At 68.0% G+C, this 22,460-nt stretch carries 22 protein-coding genes; 15 read left to right on the top strand and 7 right to left on the bottom strand.

Annotated features, from left to right (window positions below):
* Positions 1–111 precede the first annotated feature (111 nt).
* From mog to A7W11_RS01010, 3 genes are all read left to right on the top strand, one after another.
* The gene (gene mog / locus A7W11_RS01020; RefSeq protein ID WP_066406572.1) at positions 112–741 is read left to right on the top strand and encodes a molybdopterin adenylyltransferase; all 630 of its coding nucleotides are present in this window, start codon (positions 112–114) and stop codon (positions 739–741) included.
* A gap of 111 nt (positions 742–852) precedes the next feature.
* Positions 853–1,191 carry a hypothetical protein gene (locus A7W11_RS01015; protein WP_066406571.1) on the top strand — a complete coding sequence of 113 codons (339 nt, stop codon included), beginning with the start codon at positions 853–855 and terminating at the stop codon, positions 1,189–1,191.
* 26 nt (positions 1,192–1,217) lie between these two features.
* On the top strand, positions 1,218–2,072 hold the full coding sequence (locus tag A7W11_RS01010; protein WP_066406660.1) for a peptidoglycan DD-metalloendopeptidase family protein: 855 nt from the start codon (positions 1,218–1,220) through the stop codon (positions 2,070–2,072).
* A gap of 18 nt (positions 2,073–2,090) precedes the next feature.
* Here A7W11_RS01010 and A7W11_RS01005 read toward each other — a convergent pair whose 3' ends face one another.
* From A7W11_RS01005 to A7W11_RS00995, 3 genes are all read right to left on the bottom strand, one after another.
* Positions 2,091–2,378, bottom strand: coding sequence for a hypothetical protein (locus A7W11_RS01005; protein WP_066406570.1), 288 nt, complete (start codon positions 2,376–2,378; stop codon positions 2,091–2,093).
* Between the two features lie 85 nt (positions 2,379–2,463).
* A complete protein-coding gene (gene infA, locus A7W11_RS01000) occupies positions 2,464–2,730 on the bottom strand; it encodes a translation initiation factor IF-1 (RefSeq protein ID WP_066406569.1) in 267 nt (88 codons plus the stop codon).
* Positions 2,731–3,204: 474 nt separating this feature from the next.
* Positions 3,205–3,612, bottom strand: coding sequence for a GFA family protein (locus A7W11_RS00995; RefSeq protein WP_066406567.1), 408 nt, complete (start codon positions 3,610–3,612; stop codon positions 3,205–3,207).
* 257 nt (positions 3,613–3,869) lie between these two features.
* Here A7W11_RS00995 and A7W11_RS00990 point away from each other — a divergent pair, with 257 nt between their 5' ends.
* Both A7W11_RS00990 and fba read left to right on the top strand, forming a co-directional pair.
* Positions 3,870–5,930, top strand: coding sequence for a putative bifunctional diguanylate cyclase/phosphodiesterase (locus A7W11_RS00990; protein ID WP_066406562.1), 2,061 nt, complete (start codon positions 3,870–3,872; stop codon positions 5,928–5,930).
* A 139-nt stretch (positions 5,931–6,069) separates the two neighbouring features.
* A complete protein-coding gene (gene fba, locus A7W11_RS00985; protein WP_066406557.1) occupies positions 6,070–7,134 on the top strand; it encodes a class II fructose-bisphosphate aldolase in 1,065 nt (354 codons plus the stop codon).
* 111 nt (positions 7,135–7,245) lie between these two features.
* Here fba and A7W11_RS00980 read toward each other — a convergent pair whose 3' ends face one another.
* Positions 7,246–7,683 (bottom strand): GFA family protein, encoded by a 438-nt coding sequence (locus tag A7W11_RS00980; protein ID WP_066406556.1) that lies wholly within the window; start codon positions 7,681–7,683, stop codon positions 7,246–7,248.
* 212 nt (positions 7,684–7,895) lie between these two features.
* Between A7W11_RS00980 and A7W11_RS00975 the strand changes: the two genes are divergently transcribed.
* From A7W11_RS00975 to A7W11_RS00970, 3 genes are all read left to right on the top strand, one after another.
* On the top strand, positions 7,896–8,777 hold the full coding sequence (locus A7W11_RS00975; RefSeq protein WP_066406555.1) for a phosphoribosylaminoimidazolesuccinocarboxamide synthase: 882 nt from the start codon (positions 7,896–7,898) through the stop codon (positions 8,775–8,777).
* A 197-nt stretch (positions 8,778–8,974) separates the two neighbouring features.
* Entirely contained in the window at positions 8,975–9,133 is a 159-nt protein-coding gene (locus tag A7W11_RS28335) for a hypothetical protein (RefSeq protein WP_173678800.1), read from the top strand.
* Positions 9,134–9,144: 11 nt separating this feature from the next.
* A complete protein-coding gene (locus A7W11_RS00970) occupies positions 9,145–9,693 on the top strand; it encodes a disulfide bond formation protein B (protein WP_066406553.1) in 549 nt (182 codons plus the stop codon).
* Between the two features lie 28 nt (positions 9,694–9,721).
* Here the strand turns inward: A7W11_RS00970 and A7W11_RS00965 are convergent, their stop codons facing one another.
* The 3 genes from A7W11_RS00965 to A7W11_RS00955 are packed head-to-tail and all read right to left on the bottom strand — an operon-like array spanning position 9,722 to position 14,296.
* Positions 9,722–11,128 (bottom strand): efflux transporter outer membrane subunit, encoded by a 1,407-nt coding sequence (locus A7W11_RS00965; protein ID WP_235816769.1) that lies wholly within the window; start codon positions 11,126–11,128, stop codon positions 9,722–9,724.
* Positions 11,129–11,130: 2 nt separating this feature from the next.
* Complete coding sequence (locus A7W11_RS00960) at positions 11,131–13,080, bottom strand: MacB family efflux pump subunit (protein WP_066406547.1); 1,950 nt, start codon at positions 13,078–13,080, stop codon at positions 11,131–11,133.
* A 1-nt stretch (position 13,081) separates the two neighbouring features.
* The gene (locus tag A7W11_RS00955; protein ID WP_066406543.1) at positions 13,082–14,296 is read right to left on the bottom strand and encodes an efflux RND transporter periplasmic adaptor subunit; all 1,215 of its coding nucleotides are present in this window, start codon (positions 14,294–14,296) and stop codon (positions 13,082–13,084) included.
* 228 nt (positions 14,297–14,524) lie between these two features.
* On the opposite strand from A7W11_RS00955, the gene A7W11_RS00950 reads away from it, so the two are divergent.
* The 7 genes from A7W11_RS00950 to A7W11_RS00920 all read left to right on the top strand — a co-directional run bounded on the left by A7W11_RS00950 (position 14,525) and on the right by A7W11_RS00920 (position 22,314).
* Positions 14,525–15,235 carry a response regulator gene (locus tag A7W11_RS00950; protein WP_235816768.1) on the top strand — a complete coding sequence of 237 codons (711 nt, stop codon included), beginning with the start codon at positions 14,525–14,527 and terminating at the stop codon, positions 15,233–15,235.
* Between the two features lie 5 nt (positions 15,236–15,240).
* The gene (locus A7W11_RS00945; RefSeq protein WP_218188558.1) at positions 15,241–16,632 is read left to right on the top strand and encodes an ATP-binding protein; all 1,392 of its coding nucleotides are present in this window, start codon (positions 15,241–15,243) and stop codon (positions 16,630–16,632) included.
* A gap of 128 nt (positions 16,633–16,760) precedes the next feature.
* Entirely contained in the window at positions 16,761–17,276 is a 516-nt protein-coding gene (purE, locus tag A7W11_RS00940; protein WP_412778691.1) for a 5-(carboxyamino)imidazole ribonucleotide mutase, read from the top strand.
* Positions 17,273–18,472 (top strand): 5-(carboxyamino)imidazole ribonucleotide synthase, encoded by a 1,200-nt coding sequence (locus tag A7W11_RS00935; RefSeq protein WP_066406537.1) that lies wholly within the window; start codon positions 17,273–17,275, stop codon positions 18,470–18,472. The genes purE and A7W11_RS00935 overlap by 4 nt, the downstream gene beginning before the upstream one ends.
* A gap of 16 nt (positions 18,473–18,488) precedes the next feature.
* A complete protein-coding gene (locus A7W11_RS00930) occupies positions 18,489–19,565 on the top strand; it encodes an L-threonylcarbamoyladenylate synthase (RefSeq protein WP_066406536.1) in 1,077 nt (358 codons plus the stop codon).
* A gap of 61 nt (positions 19,566–19,626) precedes the next feature.
* On the top strand, positions 19,627–21,018 hold the full coding sequence (locus A7W11_RS00925; protein WP_066406535.1) for a GntP family permease: 1,392 nt from the start codon (positions 19,627–19,629) through the stop codon (positions 21,016–21,018).
* 363 nt (positions 21,019–21,381) lie between these two features.
* The gene (locus A7W11_RS00920; RefSeq protein WP_066406534.1) at positions 21,382–22,314 is read left to right on the top strand and encodes a helix-turn-helix domain-containing protein; all 933 of its coding nucleotides are present in this window, start codon (positions 21,382–21,384) and stop codon (positions 22,312–22,314) included.
* Positions 22,315–22,460: the final 146 nt, after the last annotated feature.

Here is a 22,460-nt window from a genome sequence, read left to right as displayed (position 1 = left end):
TGCGGTAGCATTCAGGTGACTATTTGTGCCTGGGCGAACGGTTGCCTACGCCGCACCCCATCCGCGCATGGCCTCGCCTCCATCTCGTTTTCGCTTCTAACGCACACCTCCATGACCGACGCTTCGCGCCTAATCCGCCGCCATCCCGACGAGTTGCTCGTCGGCCTGGTTTCTGTTTCCGACCGCGCCTCGACCGGCGTCTATCAGGATCAGGGCCTGCCCGCCCTGCGCGAATGGCTGGACGGCGCGCTGGCGTCGCCGTGGCAGGGCGCCGAGCGGCTGATTCCCGACGAGGCGGCCGGCATCAGCGCGGCGCTGGCCGAACTGGTGGACGTATGCGGTTGCGATCTGGTGCTGACCACTGGCGGCACCGGGCCGGCGCGGCGCGACGTCACGCCCGAGGCCACGCTGGCCGTCGCCACGCGCGAGATGCCGGGTTTCGGCGAGCAGATGCGGCAGATCAGCCTGCGTTTCGTGCCCACCGCGATCCTGTCGCGCCAGGTGGCCGTGATCCGCGAGACGCCCGATCACGCCGCACTCATCATCAATCTGCCCGGCCAACCCAAGGCCATCCGCGAAACGCTGGAAGGCCTGCGTGGGGCGGACGGCGAGGTGTTGGTGCCGGGCATCTTCGCGGCGGTGCCGTACTGCATCGATCTCATCGGCGGTCCCTATGCGCAGACGCGGCCCGAGGTGGTGCGCGCGTTCCGGCCGAAGTCCGCGCAGCGGCCCTCGGCCTGAGGGCGGCGCGATAGGTCTGGAACGCCCGGCCCATCGACGACCATGCCCTTCGAGGCGTGCCGTGCGTTGCGCTATAGTGGTCCGCACTTTTTCCAGAAACGATTCCTACCCATGAAAATCCGTATCGCCGCCATGTTGGCGCTGGGCCTGGCCGTTGCCGGCTGCGCCAGCGTCGACTCCGTCAGCAGCCTCGATCCCACTTTCTTCGGCAGCACCGCGCGCACCGCCAAGGACTACAGCGTGTGCGTGGCCGAAGCCTGGAAGGGCCAGGGCTTCGAGGTGGAAACCACGCCCATCCAGGACGGCTTTCGCGTGGCGGGCAGCAGCAGCATCAGCGTCGAGGGCGTGCTGTCGGTGATTTCGTACCGCGGCAAGACCGACATCAAGCTGTCGACCCGGCTGCCCGCGCGCGGGCAGTCGATGATCGAATCGGCCAATCTGTGCATGTGATGGGCAGGGCGTACACGCGTGCGGCCATGCTGCGCGGCCTGCGGGCCGCGGCATTCGGCTTCGTGGCGCTGGCCGCCGTGGCCACGGCGCAGGCCCAGGGCTACATCGGCCGCAAGCTGAACGAGCCCGTGCCCGGCGGCGTGGCGGTGGTCGCGCTGGGCGAGGGCGCGCAGGCGCCGCAGGCCAGCTTCGGCGGGCATCGGGTGCTGGTGGTGCGCGAGGAAGGCCGGCAGTGGATCGCCATCGTCGGCATCCCGCTGAGCGCCATGCCCGGCCAGACGGCGTTGCAGGTGCGCGACGCCGCCGGCGCGCGCGACGTGCCGTTCTCGGTGGGCAGCAAGGAATACGTGGCGCAGCACATCACGCTGAAGAACAAGCGCCAGGTCTCGCCCAACCCCGATGACCTGAAGCGCATCGAGCGCGAGCTGAACGAGCAGACTTCGGCTTATGCCGTCTACCGTGCCGGCGTTACGCCCAGCAATGTGGTGCTCGATCGTCCGGTGGCGGGCGGCCGCCTGTCCAGTCCCTTCGGGCTGCGCCGTTTCTTCAATGGCGAAGCGCGCAATCCGCACTCGGGGCTGGACTTCGCGGTGCCGGCGGGCACGCCGGTCATGGCGCCCGCGGCCGGCCGCGTGGTGCTGGTGGGAGACTATTTCTTCAACGGCAAGACGGTGTTCGTCGATCATGGGCAGGGCATGATCAGCATGTTCTGCCACCTGTCGGCCATCGACGTGAAGGTGGGCGACGAACTGGCGCGTGGCGCGCCGGTCGGCAAGGTGGGGGCTACCGGCCGCGCCACCGGCCCGCATCTGCACTGGAACGTCAGCCTGAACAACGTGCGTGTCGATCCGGCCATCTTCATCGGGGCGTTCAAGCCCTGATGTGGCGCCAGGCCGGCGTCAGGCGCCGGCTTTCTGCAACGGCTCGCACAGCGACGCGTACACCCGTTCCGCGTATTGCAACTGGTGCTTTTCCTGAACGTGGATGCGTTGCTGCTCGTCGATGCAGTTGTCGTATTTGACGCGGGCCTGCGAGTAGGTCAGGCCCGTGTTGCGCAGGCTGCTGATGAACGCCGTGCGCGAGCGGCGCAGCATGAGCAGGCCTTTTTCGCCGCGCTCGAAGGCGCGGCGGGCCTTTTGCAGGCGGTCTGCCGCCTGCTGGAGTGCGTCGCTGCTGTTTTCTGACATGGCCAATCTAAGGAAGGCGGGGTGGACGCCGGACGTAAGACACTACGGCTGCGGCCGGCGCGGATTTTACCCCGCCCTCGATGGATCAGCGGCGATATTGCTGGGGACGGGCGCTCGGTGCGGGACCGCGTTCGTCCTTGTGGCGGAAGTTGATGCGGCCCTTGGTCAGGTCATAGGGCGACATCTCGAGCGTGACGCGGTCGCCCGCCAGGATGCGGATGCGGTGCTTGCGGATGCGGCCGGAGGCATAGGCGCCCACTTCGATACCATTGTCCAGCTTGACGCGGTAGCGGCTGTCCGGCAGCACTTCGTCGACGATGCCGTCCAGTTCGATCAGTTCTTCTTTCGCCATGATGACTCCTTGATTGTGATGCGCAGGCGCCGCGCGAACGCGGCACGGATGCCGGATGCCCAAGCGGTGTGCCGGCCGCGGACGCATAGGCGTGGCGAACCGGCTCGGGTACGGGTCATGGCCCTGGATAGGGATAGGGACGGGTACGCTGGCCGCGAGGGCAGTGTGCGCCAAGAGGCGCGGCTTGGTCGCGACGGTTTGCCTGTGCGGGGCAGGCCGCCGGAAGAAGCGTGTTTTTCTTGTTGAACGGAGCCGGGCAGCGCCGGCGGCGGACATGCAAGAGACAAGAAATTCGGTACTGCGGGGTACTGAGGTTGCTGCCGGAGGCCGTCGGTAGGCTTGCAATTGAGCTTTCCCGAAGGAAGTCCCCGGATCCCCGGCGGCTTTCCTGCCGCCCGACTGTATTCGCCATCGTTCTCAATGGCAAAAATTACTCGGGCAGAAAATAACTATAACTTATTGCAAGGGTTTTTGCTAGTATCCGGTGTCTTGTCCTTGGGGATGCCGGGGCAGATCGTCGGTGATGTCGTGCCACGGCGCCTTGCTGTCCACGTGTACGTGGCGTTCGGGTTTGATGCCCGGATCGTCGTCCAGCGCGCCCAGAGGCAGGCCGTATACATCGGGCATCTGGTCGAAGCGGCTCAGCAGCGGGGTCCCGCAAGCGCTGCAGAACCCGCGATAATTGCCGGGCGACGAGGCGTACCAGGTGATCTGGTTCTCGCCCTGGGTCCAGGCGAAATCCCGGGCCTGTACCGTGGCGCGCGACCGGAAGGCCGCGCCGTGCGTCTTGCGGCACGTGCGGCAATGGCAATTCAACGCATCGGAAAGAGGGCCGTTCACCGTGTACGCGATGCGGCCACATAGGCAAGAACCGTGAAGCATGGCAGTCTGGAAATGGCAGGAGGTCCCCAATATATACCTGCCGCCTGTAACGGTTCCCCTTTCCCGGCAACCGCGGCTACAATTATTCCGGTTTTTTTACATATGGCTACCACAGCGGTGCCTAGGCAAGACCGCCCCGGACCCAATCTTGCCGGGGACCGACTGCACACGGATGCCATCGCCTCAATGCATACCGTCTGCAGATTGACGACCCAGAACCGGTTCCCCGAATCGGATACAGGCGGGATGTCGGAACGATGTTGAACGGCAGCTACGAATTGGCAACGGTCGCCGTGTCCATATTGGTCGCGGTCTTCGCCTCTTTGACTTCGTTCGAACTGGCAAGCCGTATCGACAGCGCCCAGGGCGCTGCTGGCCGATATTGGCTGGCGGGCAGCGGGTTCGTGCTCGGCCTGGGCATCTGGTCCATGCATTTCATCGGCATGCTGGCCTTCAGCCTGCCCATCCCCATCGGTTACGACATCGCCATGACGGCGGGCTCGCTGCTGATCTCGGTGGCCGGGGCGTTGCTCGCCTTGCGCATCGCCTGCCGGCCGCAATTGTCGGCGGGGATGCTGGCGTTGGGCGCGGTGCTGATGGGCGGCGCGGTGCTGGCCATGCATTTCACGGGCATGGCCGCCATGCGCATGGCGCCTGGCATCGTCTACCTGCCGTCCCGCCTGGCGGCGGCCGCGGCCATTGCCATCGGCTGCTCGGCGCTGGCGCTGTGGATGGCGCATTGGGTGCGGCGCCAGGCCCGCCGGAAGCTGCGCGACCGTCTGGCGGCGGCGTCCATCATGGCGGCCGCGGTGTGCGGCATGCACTACATGGGCATGAGCGCGGCCATGTTCCCGGCCGATAGCGTCTGCCTGGCGGCCGTCGACGGCTTGTCTGCGCAATGGCTGGCGGCGGCGGTGGCGGTGGTCACCTCGTGCATTTTCGCCATGGCGCTGGTGGTGGCCGTGCTGGACGCGCGGCTCGAGTCGCGCACGGCCGTGCTGGCCCGTTCGCTGGCGGGCGCCAACGAAGAACTGCTGCGGTTGGCCCTGCACGACAACCTGACCAAGCTGCCCAACCGCATCCTGCTCGAACAGCAGGTCAAGCAGGCTATCGAGACCGCCCGCCGTTCCAATGGCACCTTCGCGCTGCTGTTCCTCGATCTGGATGGATTCAAGTCGGTCAACGATGCCTACGGGCACCATACCGGCGACGCCTTGCTGGTGGAGCTGGCCGGCCGCATCCGCCGCCAGTTGCGCGGCGCGGATACCGCGGCCCGGCTGGGCGGCGACGAATTCGTCGTGCTCAGCGAGGTGACCGAGCCCAATGATGCCGCCTCGGTGGCGTCGCGGCTGATCAAGGTGCTGTCGCGGCCCGTTACCGTGATGGGCCACCGGGTGGCTGTCTCCGCCAGTTGCGGCATCGCCCTGTATCCCGCCAATGGCGACAGTCCCCGCACGCTGATGCGAAACGCCGACGCCGCCATGTACCACGCCAAGCGCATGGGCCGGGCGCGCTTCAGCTATTTCGAACCCTCCATGAACAGCAATGCGCAGGAACAGTTGCGCATGCTGCAGGATCTGCGCCAGGCGCGGGCCCGCAAGCAACTGGTGCTGCACTACCAGCCCAAGTTCCGGCCCGACGGCGAGATCATGGGCGCCGAGGCGCTGATCCGCTGGCTGCACCCCGAGAAAGGCCTGATCCCGCCCGACCGCTTCATTCCGCTGGCCGAGCGTTCGCGGCTGATCGTGTCCATCGGGGAATGGGTGCTGGACGAGGCCTGCCGCCAGTTGCATGAGTGGCACCAGGCCGGCCATCACGGCTGGACCATGTCGGTCAACCTGTCCGCCGCGCAGTTCGTGCATGAAGGCCTGTATGACTTGGTGCAACAGGCCCTGGAGCGCCATGCGCTGCCGCCGCGCAGTCTGATCCTCGAGATCACCGAGTCCACCGCCATGCGCGACGCCGAGACCACGCTGTCGCTGTTGCGCCGCCTGGTCGGCCTGGGCGTGCGCATTTCCATCGACGATTTCGGCAGCGGTTATTCCAGCCTGCTGTACCTCAAGCGCCTGCCCGCCACCGAGCTGAAGATCGGCCGCGGTTTCGTGCGCCAGTTGCAGGGCGATACGGAAGACGCGGCCGTGGTGTCCGCCATCGTGGCGCTGGGCCAGAAGCTCAAGCTGAAGGTGGCGGCCGAGGGCGTCGAGACTGCCGAGCAGCAGTCGTTCCTGACCGACCTGGGCTGCGATTCGCTGCAGGGCTTCCTGCTGGGCAAACCCATGCCGCCCGAGCAGTTCGAAACCAGCGTGGCGCGCCTCTGAGCGCGGCGCTGATCTTCCGTTCCGAACCGCCCCGCCAGGTCTTGCAACGGATCCTCACAAGACCCGCGCCGCATTCCCGTAAAATCCTGCTGTTCAGCACGAATTCAATCCGATAACACCAAGTTTCCAGGAGTCCTCCATGGCCCTCGTTTCCATGCGCCAGTTGCTCGACCACGCGGCCGAGAACGGTTACGGCATTCCCGCCTTCAACGTCAACAACCTGGAGCAGGTCCAGGCCATCATGGAAGCCGCTGCCGAGACCGACAGCCCGGTGATCATGCAAGCCTCGGCCGGCGCGCGCAAGTACGCGGGCGAAGGCTTCCTGAAGTACCTGATCCAGGCCGCCGTCGAATCCTATCCGCACATCCCGGTCGTCATGCACCAGGACCACGGCCAGTCGCCCAAGATCTGTCAGGGCGCCATCGAGCTGGGCTTCTCCAGCGTGATGATGGACGGCTCGCTGAAGGAAGACGGCAAGAGCATCGCCGAGTACGACTACAACGTCGAGGTCACCCGCAAGGTGGTCGACATGGCCCACAAGCTGGGCGTCACGGTCGAAGGCGAACTGGGCTGCCTGGGCTCGCTGGAAACCATGGAAGGCGACAAGGAAGACGGCCACGGCGCCGACGGCAAGCTCACCATGGACCAGCTGCTGACCGATCCCGAGCAGGCCGCCGACTTCGTGCGCCGCACGCAGCTCGACGCGCTGGCCATCGCCATCGGCACCAGCCACGGCGCCTACAAGTTCACGCGCAAGCCCACCGGCGACATCCTGTCGATCTCGCGCATCAAGGAAATCCACGCCCGCCTGCCCAACACCCACCTGGTGATGCACGGCAGCTCCAGCGTGCCGCAGGAACTGCTGGCCGAGATCCGCGAATTCGGCGGCGACATGAAGGAAACCTACGGCGTGCCCGTCGAGGAAATCCAGGAAGCCATCAAGTTCGGCGTGCGCAAGATCAACATCGACACCGACATCCGCCTGGCCATGACCGGCGCGATCCGCCGCTTCATGGGCGAGAACCCGTCGAAGTTCGATCCGCGCGAATACCTGAAGCCCGCCCGCGCCGCCGCCAAGGCTGTCTGCGTGGCCCGTTACCAGGAATTCGGCACCGCCGGCAACGCCAGCAAGATCAAGGCGGTCCCGCTGGATGAAATGGCCCAGCGCTACGCCGCGGGCAAGCTGGAGCAGGTCGTCCAGTAAGGCGCGTTGGGCCGCCGTCGGCGGCCCTTCACGTTCCGGAAAGGCTCCGCAAGGAGCCTTTTCCCTTTCCAGCGGCCACGGGACGAGCCCACGATCCCGCCGGCAGCGACCCTAGGCGCTGGGAGCATTGCCCGGGAAAGCCGGCACGTCATCGGCGACGTGGTGCCAGGACGGCGCCGAGGCGGTCCAGAGACTGGCACGCGCCCGGAACGCCTCGGGATCGTCCAGGGAGCCTGCGCGCACGACTTCATAGGGGGCGCCTTCCGAGCCGCCGAACAGCGGGGTGCCGCAGGCCGGACAGAAACTGCGCATGACCTCGCGCCCGGATCCCCCGGCGTAGCGGTACTGCCGGGCCTCGCCTTGCAGGACCTGCACGGCGCCAGCGGGCACGATCAGGGCATGGGCCGGCGCGCCGCCGCTGGAGAACTGGCAGTCCCGGCAATGGCAGGTGGCGGCGGTGAGCGGAGGCGCCGTCAGGGTGTACCGCACGGCGCCGCACTGGCAGCCGCCTGCCAGGGGCGCGCTGGCGCGGGTCGAGGTCTCTTGCATGCGTGTCTCCGTGGATTTTCCGTACGCGGCGTGCCAGGGCGGGCCGCCGCCCGTTCCCAGTGTAGTCAACGCGCCGCGCGGGACGGCCGGGTTTGCAGTAACCTATGCGTTTTGCGCGAGCCGGCCCCGCCGCCCGCGCCCATTCCTGATTCCTCCTGACTCCCGCTGCGGGCCTCCCGAGCGGGAATCGTCTTTTCTGCCAGGCCCCATCCGTGACCTCCGCTCTGCACGAATCCAACATCAAGTCCTTGCCGCTGCTGGGTCGCGGCAAGGTGCGCGACATGTACGCCGTGGGCGACGACAAGCTGCTGATCGTCGCATCCGACCGTATCTCGGCGTTCGACGTCATCCTCGACGATCCCATCCCCGGCAAGGGCCAGGTGCTGACGGAACTGACCGAGTTCTGGCTGAAGAAGCTGGCGCACGTGCTGCCTAACCACTCCACCGGCGTGGCCGCCGAAGACGTGGTGGCGCCCGACGAGATCGACCAGGTGCGCGGCCGCGCCGTGGTGGTCAAGCGCCTGAAGCCCGTGCTGGTCGAAGCGGTGGCGCGGGGTTATCTCATCGGTTCGGGCTGGAAGGACTACCAGGCCACCGGTTCGGTGTGCGGCATCGCGTTGCCCGCCGGCCTGCAGCAGGCCGACAAGCTGCCCGAGCCCATCTTCACGCCGGCCGCCAAGGCCGAGTTCGGCATGCACGACGAGAACGTCGACTTCGCCCACGTGGTGGCCGAAGTGGGCCAGGAGATGGCCGAGCGCATCCGCGACGTCACGCTGCGCCTGTACGCCGAGGCGGCTGCCTTCGCAGCCACCAAGGGCATCATCATCGCCGACACCAAGTTCGAATTCGGCCTGGACGAAGACGGCGCGCTGTACCTGATGGACGAAGTGCTGACGCCCGATTCGTCGCGCTTCTGGCCCGCCGACGGCTATCGCGTGGGCATCAGCCCCCCGTCGTTCGACAAGCAGTTCGTGCGCGACTGGCTCGAAACCCAGACTTGGGACAAGACCCCGCCCGCGCCACGCCTGCCGGCCGAGGTGCTGGAAAAAACCGCGGCCAAGTACCGCGAAGCGCTGGACCGCCTGATGGCCTGAAGGCCTTGAAGGCCTGATCCTCACCCGCACAGGGCGCCCATGTCGGCGCCCTGTATGTTCTGGACGGCCTCTTTCTGTCGGAGGCCGCCCGCCGGGCGTGCGGAAGTTCGCATTCACAGGAAATTCATTTCCTGCACGTTGCTTTGATTTCCAGTTGTTACCTATACTTCCGTCCCGTAATGTCTACGGAGTGAGAAATGGGTTTGATGTTGCCGTTCGTGGTTGGCGCGGCGGCCGTGTGGTACGGCTTGCTGGGCAGACGGCCCGCCTGTTTCCTGCTTTGGGTGGCGACGTTCATCCTGTTCGGGATCGCGGCTTATCCCTATCTGGCGGCACGGCTGCCATTCGTGCTCTAGGAGGCCGTGGGATGCTCTTCGTACATAACGCGGGCGGCCGGTCGCGCCTGGGCAGTTCGCTGGCGCTGCTGCTGCTGTCCTGCGCGCTCATCCTCACACTGGCCTGGCAGGTGATCCATCCCGGGCCGTCGTGCCCGCTGTGCCTGTTGCAGCGCGGCGCGCTGGTGCTGGCTGGCGTGGGGCTGCTGCTGAACGTGCGGCTGGGCCCGTCGCCCATGCACTATTCCATGGTTATCCTCCCCTCGCTGGCGGGGTTTGCCCTGGCCGCGCAACAGGTGCTGATGCAGGTGGTGCCCGGCGCCGCCGTATCCACGGATACGCTGCTGGGCCTGCGCTGGCCGACCTGGTCGGCGGCGGGCTTCCTGGCGCTGATCCTGTTTTCGCTGCTGATGCTGATCGTCGATCGCAAGTGGGGCGACAACGCGCTCAAGCGTCCCGTGGGCCTGCCCGGCATGATCGTCATGGGGCTGTTCCTGGCCGCGGTGCTGTCCGGCATGGCCGGAGCCGTCCTGCAGTGCGGCGTGGGCGCCTGCCCGGTGCCGCGTACTACCGGCCTCTGATGTCCGCCGGGCCGGCCGTCCGCCGGGCTCAGTTCGGGGCGCCGCCCAGCGCCAGGAACAGCGTCACGTCGTTCAGCCGCTGACTCTGGCGTACCTGCGCCAGCGACAGTTCAGCCTCGCGCAGCGTCTGCTGCGCATCCAGCCACGTGCGCAGCGCGGTCGCTCCCACGCGATAGCGCACGCCATACATGCGCTCGACATCCTGCGCCGCCTCGAACGAGCGCTGGCTCGCCTCACGCTGCTCGGCCAGTTGGGTGCGCGCGCTCAGGGCATTGTCGACGTCTTTCAACGCCGAATACAGGGTGCCCCGGAAAGTGTTGGCGGCAATCTCGTACCCGGTGCGGGCGATGTCGTTGTTCAATCGCATGCGCGGCACGTTCAGGAACGGCAAGGTCAGGCCCGCGCCCAGGGCCGCCACGGGGTTGGCCAGCAGGTTCGACAGCGACGTGCTGCTGGTGCCGGCGCTGCCCGTCAGCGTCAGGGCCGGGTAGTAGCTGCGCGCGGTGGCGTCGATGTTCGCCAGGGCTTCGCGCAGGCGCAGCTCGGCGGCGCGCAGGTCGGGCCGGCGGCTCAGCAATTCGGCGGGGATGCCCGCGCGCGGCGCCAGCGCGGCCGCGCCATCGAGGCGTGTGGGTTCGTCGGCCTGCGGCCAGGCCCGGCCGCCGAGCAACACCGTGATGGCGTTGCGCGCCTGTACGCGCTGTTGCACCAGTTGACTCTGCGCGGCCAGTTGCGCCTGCAGGTTCTGCTGCGCGTCGCGCACGTCCAGCAGCGACACGCCGCCCGCGTCGAACTGCACCTGCACCAGTTGCAGCGTGCGCCGCAACTGTTCGATGTGGGCCTGGCCGGTCTCGATGCTGTGGTTCAGGTAGGCCAGCGTCCAGTATTGCTGGCAGGCCTCGCCGGCCAGCGCCAGCGCGGTGTTCTCGCGGTCTTCGGCGCTGGCCCGGGCTTCCCACTGCGCGGCATCGCGCGCGGCGCGCAGGCGGCCCCACAGGTCGATCTCCCAGCTCAGCGACAGGCTGGTGGCCCCGCTGCGCTGCGTCGTGGCGTCGCCCGACAGCGCGTGGTTGCCGTTGGCGTTCACGCTGCCGCTGGGTTGGGGCCACAGGTCATTGCGCGCCAGCCCGGCCTGCAGTCGCGCTTTGCGCAAGGTCAGGCCGGCGGCGGCCAGGTTGGGATTGGCGGCCAGCACCTGTTCCACCAATCGTGACAGGCGCTCGTCGCCGAAGGCCCGCCACCAGGCCTGTTCCGCGGTGTTGCGCACGGGGTAGGTGGCATTCAGTTCGACCTTGTCGTGAGCGGGTTCGGCCGGGCCGCCGGCTGCGTAGCGCGCGGGGACGCGCAGCTCGGGGGTGGCGGGCGAGGTGTTGCCGGCGCAGGCGCCCAGCAGGCCGCAGCAGGCCAGGATAGGGATCAATCGCAGGGTAGGCATCGTCATTCTCTTGCCAGGGCGTCCACGGGGTCCAGCCGCGCGGCGTTGCGGGCGGGTAAAAAGCCGAAGACCACGCCGATCAGGGTCGAGCAGGCAAAGGCGGCGATGATCGACAGCGGGGAGAAGGACAGCGTGTAGTTCGCGCCCGCCGCACGGATCAGCGCGCCGCCGCCCAGGGCCCCCAGCACGCCCAGCACGCCGCCTAGCATGCACACCACCACCGCCTCGATCAGGAACTGCTGCATGATGTCCGCGCGGCGCGCGCCCACGGCCATGCGCACGCCGATCTCGCGGGTGCGCTCGGTGACCGACACCAGCATGATGTTCATCACGCCGATGCCGCCCACCACCAGCGAGATCATGGCGATGGCGCCGATCATCAGCGTCATCGTCCGCGTGGTCTTCTCGATGGTTTCCCGGATTTCGGCGGTGTTGTTCAGGAAGAAATCCTGCGTGCCATGGCGCAGCAGCAGCACTTTCGAGAGGGCGGCCTCGGCAGCCGTCATCGGTGTGGCGTCGTCCACGCGCACGGTGATGCTGGAGACATAGGATTGGCCCAGCATGCGGTGCATGGCGGTCGTGTAGGGCACCCAGACGCGCAGGTCGCTGCTGCTGCCGAAACCCGTGGTCTGCTTCTGCGACACGCCGATCACGGTGCAGGGCACCTGGCCCAGCAGCAGTACGCGGCCGATGGGGTCTTCGCCGTTCGGGAAGAACTTGTCGCGCGTGTTGGGATCGATGACCACGCTGCGCTCCATGGCCGCCACGGCGGCGGCGTCGAAGGCCATGCCCCGCGCCATTTTCAGGCCCTTCACCCGGAAGTACTGGTCGCCCACGCCGTAGACCTGGGTGGTGGCCGCGGCGCCGCCCAGGCGCGCCGTCACCGAGGTCGATACGTTCGGCGTGGCGCTGTCCACGTAGCTCTGCTCGGCCAGCGCCGCCACGTCGGCCGCGCGCAGCGTCTGCACACGGCCCGAGCGCAGGTCGCCGAAGCCGGCGCCGGGAAAGACGTCGATGGTGTTGGTGCCCAGCGCGTTGATGTTGCTCAGCACCTGTTCCTGCGATCCGCGCCCCAGCGCCACCACCAGCACCACCGAGGCGATGCCGATGATGATGCCCAGCATGGTCAGCAGGGTGCGCAGCTTGTGCGCGATCATGGCCAGGCAGGCCATGCGGAAGGCCTCGGTGAAACGGTCCCAGTGCGGCAACCAGCCGCGCCGCGCGGCCTGCCGCGTATCGCGCGCGGGCCGCGCCGGGGAGGCGGGCGTCTCGCGCCGGTCGGCCACCACCGCGCCGTCATGCAGCTCGATGATGCGCTGCGCGTGGCGGGCGACGGACATGTCGTGCGTCACCAGGATGATCGTATGGCCCTGCGCGTGCAGCTCTTGCAGGATGCCCATCACTTCCTCGCCCGACCGGCTGTCCAGCGCGCCGGTGGGTTCGTCGGCCAGGATGACCTGACCGCCGTTCATCAGGGCGCGGGCGATGCTCACGCGCTGTTGCTGCCCGCCCGACAGTTGTCCGGGACGATGCCCGGTGCGGTCCGCCAGGCCCAGGCGCGCCAGCAGTTGCCGGGCCCGTTCGCGCCGCCCGGCCCGGGCATGGCCGGCGTAGACGGCCGGCACTTCGACATTGCCCAGCGCATCCAGGTCGCCCAGCAGGTGGTAGCGCTGGAACACGAAGCCGAAGTGCTCGCGCCGCAGTTGCGCCAATTCGTCGGGCGCCATGGCGCCGGTCTCGCGGCCCGCCACGCGGTAGGTGCCGCGGCTGGGCCGGTCCAGGCAGCCCAGGATGTTCATCAGGGTCGACTTGCCCGAACCCGACGCGCCGACGATGGCGACCATCTCGCCCGAGTCGATGTCCAGGTTAATGTCCTTCAGTACGTCCAGCGTGCCTTCGCCCGCGGGAAAGCTGCGCACCAGGCCGCGCAGTTGCAGCAATGCGTAGGCCATGTCAGAAGCCCATGGGCGGCGGACCGCGGCGGTTGTTCTGGGGCACGGCGGGCGCGGCGCCGGCCTGGCCCACCACCACGCGTTCGCCTTCCTGCAGGCCGGACAGCACCTGCACGCTGACCCGGTTGTTGATGCCTGTCTTGATGCGGCGGGTTTCCGGCCGGCCGTCCCGGCCTTGCACCTGGACGCTGGCCGTGCCGTCGTCGTGCTGGGCGCTCAGCGCGGAGGCCGGAATCACCAGCGCGTGGCTTGCGCGGGCCAGTACGATGTGCACTTCCGCCGTCATGTAGGTGCGCAATTCGTTGTCGCTGTTGTTCACATCGAACACGCCGTTGTAGTAGATCGCCGTGCTGCTGGTCGACGATGAAGTGGATGACTTGGACGCGCTGGAGGTGTCCTCGTCGGTGATGGATTCCGGCGCCGGTTCGATGCGGCGCAGCGTGCTGTGATAGCGCTTCTTCGTATTGCCCAGGATCGTGAAATAGACCTCCTGGCCCTCCGCCGCCTTGACCACGTCGGCCTCGGAGATTTCCGCATACACCGTCATGGTGCTCACGGCGCCCAGCATCACGATGGTGGGCGTGGTCTGGTTGGCGTTGACGGTCTGGCCCTGCTTGGACACCACGGCCAGCACGGTGCCGTCGATGGGCGCAGTGATGCGGGTGTAGCCCAGGTTGGTCTGGGCGGTGGAGACGCTGGTCTGCTGCACCTTGATGGACGCGTCCAGCGCGCGGATCTGCGCCTGGGTGGATTTCAGGTTGGCCAGCGCGGTGTCGTAGTCGGCCTGCGCCGAGGCCTGCGCGGCCAGCATGATGCGCTGGCGCTTGTATTCCTGCTCGTACTGGCGCAAATTGGCCGTCTGCACGTCGCGCAGGGCGCGCGCATTCTCAAGGTTGGCCTGCGCGCTCTGCAAGGTGTTGACCTGGGTGCGCGAATCGATTTCCGCGATCAGGTCGCCGGCTTTCACGCGATCGCCCAGCGCCACCTTCAGCGATTCGATGCGGCCCGACACCTGTGCGCCCACGCTGACCAGGTTCGATGGCTTGAGGGTGCCGGTGGCCACCACCGCGTCCTCGATGTCGGCGCGCGTCACGGGCGAGGTGGCCAGTTGCGGCGGAGCGGGGCGGGGCCAGAGCAGCACGGCCGCCAGGCCGGCTGCCGTGACGGCGCCGGCGATCAGCCAGCCGCGCCGGCGTCCAGAAAGAGAGAGGCTCACGTCGTCGAAAAGGGGGGCTGAACCCCCGTGCAATCAGGGAAGTCCCGCAGTCTGGATAGCCCGGCCAGGGCTGGCAACGCTCTAAAGATGTCGCCACGTACCAAGTCTGCCGTGCCGATGTCGTTATGTGTCGCCTGGTCCGCCTGACATGCTGCGACACGAAATTCCACGTGCGGAACGCGCGAATAAAATGAATCATCTCGGCCCATGAACCTCAAGGACTTACGCGTGCACCATTTGCTCATCGTCGACGACGATGCCGACATCCGCAATCTGCTGGCCGAACAGCTGGGGCGGCTCGGCTATCGGGTCAGCACCGCCGCCCAGGGCGTGGAGATGCGCGCCATACTCAGCCGCGAGCACGTCGACCTGATCGTGCTCGACCTCAACCTGCCGGGCGAGGACGGCCTGATGCTGTGCCGCGACCTGCGCGCGCAATCGCAGACCCCCGTCATCATGCTGACCGCGCGCGGCGAAGCCTTCGACCGCGTGCTGGGCCTGGAAATGGGGGCGGACGACTACCTCACCAAACCCTTCGAGCCGCGCGAATTGCAGGCTCGCATCCGCAACGTGCTGCGCCGCACCGAGGCGCTGCCGGCCAGCATGGAGCCGCTGTCGATCCGACGGGCGCATTTCCTGGATTGGGTGTTCGACCTGGAGCGCCGCCACCTGGTGGATCCCAGCGGCCGCGTCATCGTGCTGTCGGGCGCCGAATTCCGCCTGCTGCGCACCTTCGTCACCCATGCCAACAAGGTGCTCAGCCGCGAGCGCCTGATCTCGCTGTCCTCGCGCCGTGAGTACGACGGCCAGGAACGGGCCATCGACCTGCAGGTCAGCCGCCTGCGCTACAAGTTCGGCCAGGGCGGGGGCGGAGAGGGCCTGATCAAGACCGTGCGCAACGAGGGCTATGTGCTGGCCGCGGCAGTGACGCTGGAATGAGGCGCGTGCGGCGGTTCTTTTCGACGATGGCCGGCCGGCTGTTCCTGATCCTGCTGCTGGGCATGTCCGCCGCGGCGATGCTGGCCACCGTGCTGGCCGAAGGCCGGCGCGCCCGCGAGATCGAGCACCACGACATGCTGCGCACCGCCGACCGCCTGAACGGCTACGTCGGCATGCTGGACGACAGCCAGGGCGAACTGCGAGCGCGGCTGCTGGAACTGGGCGGACCGGGTATCCACAGCGTGTCGCCCGATACGCCGACGCTGGCCAGGGACGATGCCTTCGCGGAGGTGCTGGAGGCGCAGTACTCGCGTTTCGCCGGCGTGATCGCCCGCACCGCCGACGAACAGGACTGCCGGCCGCGCATGCCGGATTTCATGCCTGCGCCACCCATGCTCCATGGCATGCGCGGCGGTAACGGTGGTCCGCCGGGCGTGTGCCGGGTGATGAACGTGCAGTTGCGCGACGGTACGCCGCTTACGCTGGCGCTGGGGTCGCCGCCGATCACGCATCCGCCCGCGCTGGCCTCCGATCTGGTCTACCTGTCGCTGCTGGCCGTCTGCGTCGGACTGCTGTCGTTCGTGGTGGCGCGCCTGGCCAGCCAGCCGCTGCGCCGACTGGCCGACGCGGCGGACCAGCTCGGCCAGAACCTGAAGGGCCGGCCGCTGTCCTTGCAAGGCCCGCTCGAGGTGCGGCGCGCGTCGCATGCCTTCAACGTCATGCAGCAGCGCCTGCAGCGCCACCTGGCGGAACGCACGCAGATGCTGGCGGCCATCACCCATGACCTGCAAACGCCGCTGACGCGCCTGCGGCTGCGGCTGGAGGACGTGCCCGACGAACCGCTGCGCGACCGGCTGATCGGCGACCTGGCGGCGATGGGCGCCCTGATCCGCGAGGGCCTGGACCTGGCGCGCAGCGCGGCCACCTCCGAACCGTTCGTGGCGCTGGACCTGGATTCGCTGCTGGAAAGCGTGGTCGAGGATGCGGCCGAGACCGGCGGCAATGCCGTGTTCGAGCAGGGCTGCGGGGCGGTGCTGATGCTGCGTCCGCTGGCCATGCGCCGGCTGTTCTCCAATCTGGTCGACAATGCCCTGAAATACGGCCGCACGGCGCGGGTGTCGACCCATGTCGGCACGGATGGCGTCACGGTCTACGTGCGCGACGAGGGCCCGGGCATGACCGAGGAAGAGCTGGAGACGGTGTTCCAGCCCTTCGTGCGGCTGGAAACCTCCCGTTCGCGCGAGACCGGGGGCGCGGGGCTGGGCCTGACCATCGCCCGCGACCTGGCGGGCAACAACCACGCCACGCTGGTGCTGCGCAACCGCAAGGGGGGCGGCCTGGAGGCCGTGGTGCACTGGGCCGAGCCGCCGCACGCGAAGGGGCCGGCGGGAGCTTGAGGCGCCCACGGACAGGGGGAAGTGGGCACTGCCCCGCATGGCGGTAAAATCCAGTGTTTCCCTCCTGCAAATCGGGCCCGGTCCGCCAGGCTCGCGCAAATCCATTCCAACGGTTTATGACTGCCTCAATGCCAAACTCGTCTTCCGATAAGCCGCTGGTCGGCGTGATCATGGGTTCCTCCAGCGACTGGGAAGTCATGAAGAACGCGGTGGCCATGCTCGAAGAGTTCGGCGTCGCTTACGAGGCGCGCGTCATCTCCGCGCACCGCATGCCCCAGGACATGGCCGATTACGGCGCCGCGGCGCAATCGCGCGGCCTGCGCGCCATCATCGCCGGCGCCGGCGGCGCCGCCCACCTGCCGGGCATGATGGCCGCCCTGACCGAAGTGCCGGTGTTCGGCGTGCCGGTGCCCTCCAAATACCTGCGTGGCGAAGACTCGCTGCTGTCCATCGTGCAGATGCCCAAGGGCGTGCCGGTGGCCACCTTCGCCATCGGCGAGGCCGGCGCGGCCAATGCCGCCCTGCATGCCATCGCCAACCTGGCCACCACCGACGACGCCCTGCGCGCCCGGCTGGTGGCCTTCCGCGCCCGCCAGACCGAGGCCGCCCGCGCGATGGCCCTGCCGCCCGGAGGCCAGGCATGAGCCGCCACGCCAACGACACCGCGCAAGCCGTGACGCCCATCCCCCCCGGCAGTTGGCTGGGTCTCCTGGGCGGTGGCCAACTGGGCCGCATGTTCTGTCATGCGGCGCAAAGCATGGGCTACAAGGTGGCCGTGCTGGACCCCGGCGCTGATGGCCCGGCCGCCATGGTGGCCGACCGCCACATCCTGGCCGCCTATGACGATCCCGATGGCCTGGCCGAACTGGCCAGCCTGTGCCAGGCCGTCACCACCGAATTCGAGAACGTGCCCTCGGACAGCATGCACGCCCTGTCGGCGCGCTGCCGCGTCAGCCCGGCCGCGCAGGCCGTGGCCATCGTGCAGGACCGCATCGCCGAGAAGGCCTTCATCGCCGCCCAGGGCATCGACGTGGCGCCGCACGCGGCCATCCGCAGCGCGGCGGAACTGCGCGCCGCGCCCGCCAGCCTGTTCCCCGGCATCCTGAAGGTGGCCCGCCTGGGCTACGACGGCAAGGGCCAGGCACGCGTGTCCTCGCTGGACGAGGCGCTGGAGGCCTTCGCCGGCTTCGGCGGCGTGCCCTGCGTGCTCGAAGCCCTGATGTCGCTGGACTACGAGATCTCGGTGGTGCTGGCGCGCGGTTTCGACGACCAGGACGTGGTCTTCCCCGTGGCGCGCAACGTGCACCGCGACGGCATCCTGGCCGTGTCCACCGTGGCCGACACCTCGTCGCATGCGCAGTACTACGACGCCGCCACCCACGCGGCGCGCACCATCGCGCGCGGCCTGGGCTACTACGGCGTGCTGTGCGTCGAGTTCTTCGTACTGACCGACGGCAAGCTCGTGGTCAACGAGATCGCGCCGCGTCCGCACAACAGCGGCCACTACACCATGAACGCCTGCGTCACCAGCCAGTTCGAGCAACAGGCGCGGGCCATGGCCGGCCTGCCGCTGGGCAGCGCGCGCCTGGTGGCGCCCGCCGTCATGCTGAACATCCTGGGCGACATCTGGTTCCCCGACGGCGCGGAATCGCCGCGCGAGCCCGACTGGGCCGCCGCGCTGGCCGCCGCGCCCGAGGCCAAGCTGCACCTGTACGGCAAGCGCGAGGCGCGCCGTGGCCGCAAGATGGGCCACATCAACCTGGTGGGCGAAACGCTGGACGACGCGCGCGCCGCGGCGGCTCGCGTGGCGGACGTGCTGGGCATGGCGGCGCCGGAATAACACCGCTTTTCCCGCCATGACTCAACCCGCCTTTCCGCCCGCCGACGCCATCGAGGCGGCGGCGCGCCGCCTGCTCGACGGCGGCCTGGCGGCGTTTCCCACCGAAACCGTCTACGGGCTGGGCGCCGACGCCGAGAACGCCGCGGCGGTGGCCAGCATCTACGCCGCCAAGGGCCGGCCGTCCAACCATCCCGTCATCGTGCACATCGCGCCCGAGGGCGACGTGGCCTACTGGGCGTCCGAGGTGCCGCCCGAGGCCCGGCAACTGATGCAGGCCTTCTGGCCCGGCCCGCTTACCCTGATCCTGAAGCGCGCCCCGCACGTGGGCGCCTGGGTGACCGGCGGGCAGGACAGCGTCGGCCTGCGCTGCCCCTCGCATCCCGTCGCGAAGGCGCTGCTCAGCGCCTTCGCGCAGGGCAAGCCCAACGGGCAGGGCGGGCTGGCCGGCCCGTCGGCCAACAAGTTCGGCCAGGTCTCGCCGACGCGGGCCGAGCACGTGCGCGCGGAATTTCCCGACGAAGTCGCGCAAGGCATGCCGGTGCTGGACGGCGGCGCCGCCGAGGTCGGCATCGAATCCACCATCGTCGACCTGTCGCGCCTGGACCAGGGCGTGGGGCCGGTGCTGCTGCGCCCCGGCCATATCAGCGCGGCGCAGATCGCCGCGGTGCTGGGCCGGCCGGTATCGCGCCCCGACGCCGCCGCGCCGCGCGCCTCGGGCACCCTGAAGGCGCACTACGCGCCGCATACGCCGCTGGAACTGGTCGACGACGCCCGCCTGGCGCGCGCGCTGGCGGGCGACAGCCTGCCGGCGGGCCGCGTGGCGCTGGTGGCCTATGCCGCTCCCCGCGCCGCGGCAAGCAACATCGAATGGCACGCGGTGCCCGCCGATCCGGCTCGTTATGCCCAGGCGCTGTACGCCGGCCTGCGCGACCTGGACGGGCAGGGCTACGTGCGCATCCTGCTGCAGGCGCCGCCGCTGTCCCCCGAATGGGATGCCGTGAATGACCGCATCGGCCGCGCGGCGGCCGCGTTCAGCCTGGAAACGACCGGGCTGGAGCAAAATACCGGAGCAGGCGGCCCGCAAGACCACTGATCCGGTGGCCGAACCGATGAGCCGCATGCGTATTCTTCAATAAGTATGGGTTCATAGGCACATGAGTACCGGAGACATTCAACTATTGGCCACCGCGCTGGCCAGCGTCCTGATCCTGGTGGCGCTGATCGTTTCGCGCATCCGGCTGCATCCCCTGTTGGCCTTGCTGGTGGTGGCGGTGGGCGTGGGCCTGGCCACCGGCATGCCCAGCGACCACTTAGTCAAGGCCGTCACCAACGGCGCGGGCAAGACCCTGGGCGTGGTGGGCCTGGTCGTGGCGCTGGGGGCCATGCTGGGCAAGATCCTGGCCGACAGCGGCGTCACGGAAAGCATCGCCAATTTCATCCTGACGCGCGCCTCCGGCCGCACGTTGCCCTGGGCGATGGCGCTGGTGGCCTTCGTCATCGGCATCCCGATGTTCTTCGAGGTGGGCCTGGTGGTGCTGCTGCCGCTGATCTTCAGCGTGGCGCGCAAGATCGAGGAAGAAGGGCGCCTGCGCGGCTCGGCCTACGCCTATGTGGGCGTGCCGGTGATCGCCGCGCTGGCGGCCATGCACGGCATGGTGCCGCCGCACCCCGGCCCGCTGACCGCCATCGCCACGCTCAAGACCAGCGTGGGTCCCACGCTGATCTACGGTTTCGTCGCCGCGCTGCCCGCCATCGTGCTGGCCGGTCCGATCTACGCCGCCTTCATCGCGCCGCGCCTGAAGGTGCGGCCCGACGACACGCTGATCGCCCAGTTCTCGTCCGCGCAGCCGCGCCAGGGCGGCTCGGTGTCCTCGCCCAGCATCGCCCTGGGCCTGGTGGCCGCGCTGCTGCCGGCCTTGCTGATGCTGCTGCACGCCATCAGCGAGCTGGCCTTCGACAAGACTTCGCCCGTGATGCACGTCACAGCCTTCGTGGGCAATCCCGTCATCGCCATGCTGATCGGCGTGGTGTTCGCGGCTTGCGCGCTGGTCTATGGCCGGCGCGGCGATGCCGAGCACCTGCGCGAATCGCTGTCGGCCAGCCTGAAGCCCATCTGCAACGTGCTGCTGATCATCGCGGGCGGCGGCGCTTTCCAGCAGGTGCTGACCGACGCCAAGGTCGGCGACGCCATCGTCAGCCTGAGCCATCAGTTCACGCTGTCGCCGCTGGTGCTGGGCTGGATCATCTCCATGCTGCTGTCGGTGTCCACCGGCTCGGCCACGGTCGGCATCGTCGGCGCGGCCGGCCTGCTGGTGCCGCTGGCGGCATCGGATCCCTCGCTGAACGTGCCGCTGCTGGCGCTGTCCATCGGCTGCGGCTCGCTGTTCTTCAATTACGCGAACCACGCGGGTTTCTGGCTGGTCAAGGAATCGTTCGGCATGACCATGGGCGAGGCCACCAAGACGATTTCGGTGGTGCAGTCCATCGTGGCCGTGGTGGGCCTGGGGATGGTGCTGCTGCTGAACCTGCTGCCGCCGCTGGTGTAGTGCGAGGCGTGCGCGCGCCGGTAGCGCGCGATGGATCGCGTGGCGCACGCGCGATCCTGTCTGTTCCGTTCGCGCCCGCTGGCGGCCGAGCTGGAACCATCCGGCTCCGCTTCGCGGATCCGTTGTGCCGTGTTCTGCCGGACTCCAATATCCGGCCCATCGCCGCTTTACGTCGCCGGCAGAGCCCGGCTCAGGCGAGGCCACCATCACGCACAAATGGGTAGTTAACGGATTCTCTTCCGCCTCCATGCCGGGTATCCGGTTTCAAACTTGTGCTCGTATGTGTTGCTGTGTTCAAATAGTAAACACATTTGTGATTTACTGTTTTTGAAATGCAATTCCCCGAGTGTCTTGGAGGCAAAAATGCAGGAAATCGCAAGATTCGGCGAATCAGCGGCGGCTGCCGCACCGACGGTTAAGCCCGATGCGCGGTTTTCTTTGCTGCTGCAAGCTTTCGCCGCACTTCAGACGGATGAGAGCCCCGGTCCTGTTTCGGCAACCGAGCATCTGCGCGCCGTTCTTTTTTCCCTGAGCCACCTCGATACACGTCGGCACAAGGAGAATCTGGAGGCATTCGGATTCGATATCGTCGCCTGCCATGATATTGGCGCACTGGGCAATGCCGTACTTGCTGGCAAGACGCCGTTGATCGCGCTGTTGTCGCCCGCGGAAGCCGTACATCTGGCCGTCGCGCAGGTCCGTCTCAGGCATCCGCAAGCGGGTATCGTGGCCATGGCCGAGTTTCCCGACAGCGTCAGCAAGGTGAGCAGCCTGTTATCCGGCGCCGATTCCTGCATCGACATGCAGTCGGATTCTTTGGAACTGGCGGCGAGCCTGCTGGCGCTGAATCGGCGTTTGCGCCTGGACACGGTTTGCGCCGAACCGGTCCCGCTCGGCGTCGATCCGATTCAAGCCGACTCCGCATCGGCCGGGCGCGGGTGGCGGTTGGTCAACGATGGATGGAATCTCGTGGCGCCCAATGATTCGGTATTGGCGCTGAATGTTTCCGAACGCCAATTGCTGATCGAGTTGCTCGGCAGCCCGGGCAAACAGCTCAAGCGCCTGGACGGCGACAAACAAGCATTGGGCGGTAGTGACCCGTCGAATTCGATCAAGAGAAGGTCCCGAAGAAATCTGGACTTGATCATCAGCCGCTTGCGGCGCAAGGCTGCCGCGCAGGATATTGACCTGCCAATACGGAGTGTCCGGGGCGAGGGGTATGTCTTCGCTGCCGACCACGTCGATGACGCGGCCTCGAGGTCGTCTGCGCAAGACGCGGGGCGCGGATGCGCCTGAGCGCGACTGGGGATGCCACGCATCGCCGATGTGCGCGGCGGGACGAAAAACGCCCAGGGTGATCGGTACGCGCCCTGGGCGGCGCGGGCGCGGGTCACTGGCCGGCTTCGGGAAAACCATCGGATGGCGTCTGGGCAGGCGGGGTG

It is taken from the genome of Bordetella ansorpii (assembly GCF_900078315.1).
GTDB lineage: Bacteria > Pseudomonadota > Gammaproteobacteria > Burkholderiales > Burkholderiaceae_B > Bordetella > Bordetella ansorpii.
This window is presented reverse-complemented; position numbering and strand designations above follow the sequence as displayed.

What these genes read in the sequence shown, in the direction of transcription:
- mog (WP_066406572.1), top strand. Translation starts at nt 112, where the DNA reads ATGACCGACGCTTCGCGCCTAATCCGCCGCCATCCCGACGAGTTGCTC.
- A7W11_RS01015 (WP_066406571.1), top strand. Translation starts at nt 853, where the DNA reads ATGAAAATCCGTATCGCCGCCATGTTGGCGCTGGGCCTGGCCGTTGCC.
- A7W11_RS01010 (WP_066406660.1), top strand. Translation starts at nt 1,218, where the DNA reads ATGCTGCGCGGCCTGCGGGCCGCGGCATTCGGCTTCGTGGCGCTGGCC.
- A7W11_RS01005 (WP_066406570.1), bottom strand. Translation starts at nt 2,378, where the DNA reads ATGTCAGAAAACAGCAGCGACGCACTCCAGCAGGCGGCAGACCGCCTG.
- infA (WP_066406569.1), bottom strand. Translation starts at nt 2,730, where the DNA reads ATGGCGAAAGAAGAACTGATCGAACTGGACGGCATCGTCGACGAAGTG.
- A7W11_RS00995 (WP_066406567.1), bottom strand. Translation starts at nt 3,612, where the DNA reads ATGCTTCACGGTTCTTGCCTATGTGGCCGCATCGCGTACACGGTGAAC.
- A7W11_RS00990 (WP_066406562.1), top strand. Translation starts at nt 3,870, where the DNA reads ATGTTGAACGGCAGCTACGAATTGGCAACGGTCGCCGTGTCCATATTG.
- fba (WP_066406557.1), top strand. Translation starts at nt 6,070, where the DNA reads ATGGCCCTCGTTTCCATGCGCCAGTTGCTCGACCACGCGGCCGAGAAC.
- A7W11_RS00980 (WP_066406556.1), bottom strand. Translation starts at nt 7,683, where the DNA reads ATGCAAGAGACCTCGACCCGCGCCAGCGCGCCCCTGGCAGGCGGCTGC.
- A7W11_RS28335 (WP_173678800.1), top strand. Translation starts at nt 8,975, where the DNA reads ATGGGTTTGATGTTGCCGTTCGTGGTTGGCGCGGCGGCCGTGTGGTAC.
- A7W11_RS00970 (WP_066406553.1), top strand. Translation starts at nt 9,145, where the DNA reads ATGCTCTTCGTACATAACGCGGGCGGCCGGTCGCGCCTGGGCAGTTCG.
- A7W11_RS00965 (WP_235816769.1), bottom strand. Translation starts at nt 11,128, where the DNA reads ATGCCTACCCTGCGATTGATCCCTATCCTGGCCTGCTGCGGCCTGCTG.
- A7W11_RS00960 (WP_066406547.1), bottom strand. Translation starts at nt 13,080, where the DNA reads ATGGCCTACGCATTGCTGCAACTGCGCGGCCTGGTGCGCAGCTTTCCC.
- purE (WP_412778691.1), top strand. Translation starts at nt 16,761, where the DNA reads ATGCCAAACTCGTCTTCCGATAAGCCGCTGGTCGGCGTGATCATGGGT.
- A7W11_RS00935 (WP_066406537.1), top strand. Translation starts at nt 17,273, where the DNA reads ATGAGCCGCCACGCCAACGACACCGCGCAAGCCGTGACGCCCATCCCC.
- A7W11_RS00930 (WP_066406536.1), top strand. Translation starts at nt 18,489, where the DNA reads ATGACTCAACCCGCCTTTCCGCCCGCCGACGCCATCGAGGCGGCGGCG.
- A7W11_RS00925 (WP_066406535.1), top strand. Translation starts at nt 19,627, where the DNA reads ATGAGTACCGGAGACATTCAACTATTGGCCACCGCGCTGGCCAGCGTC.
- A7W11_RS00920 (WP_066406534.1), top strand. Translation starts at nt 21,382, where the DNA reads ATGCAGGAAATCGCAAGATTCGGCGAATCAGCGGCGGCTGCCGCACCG.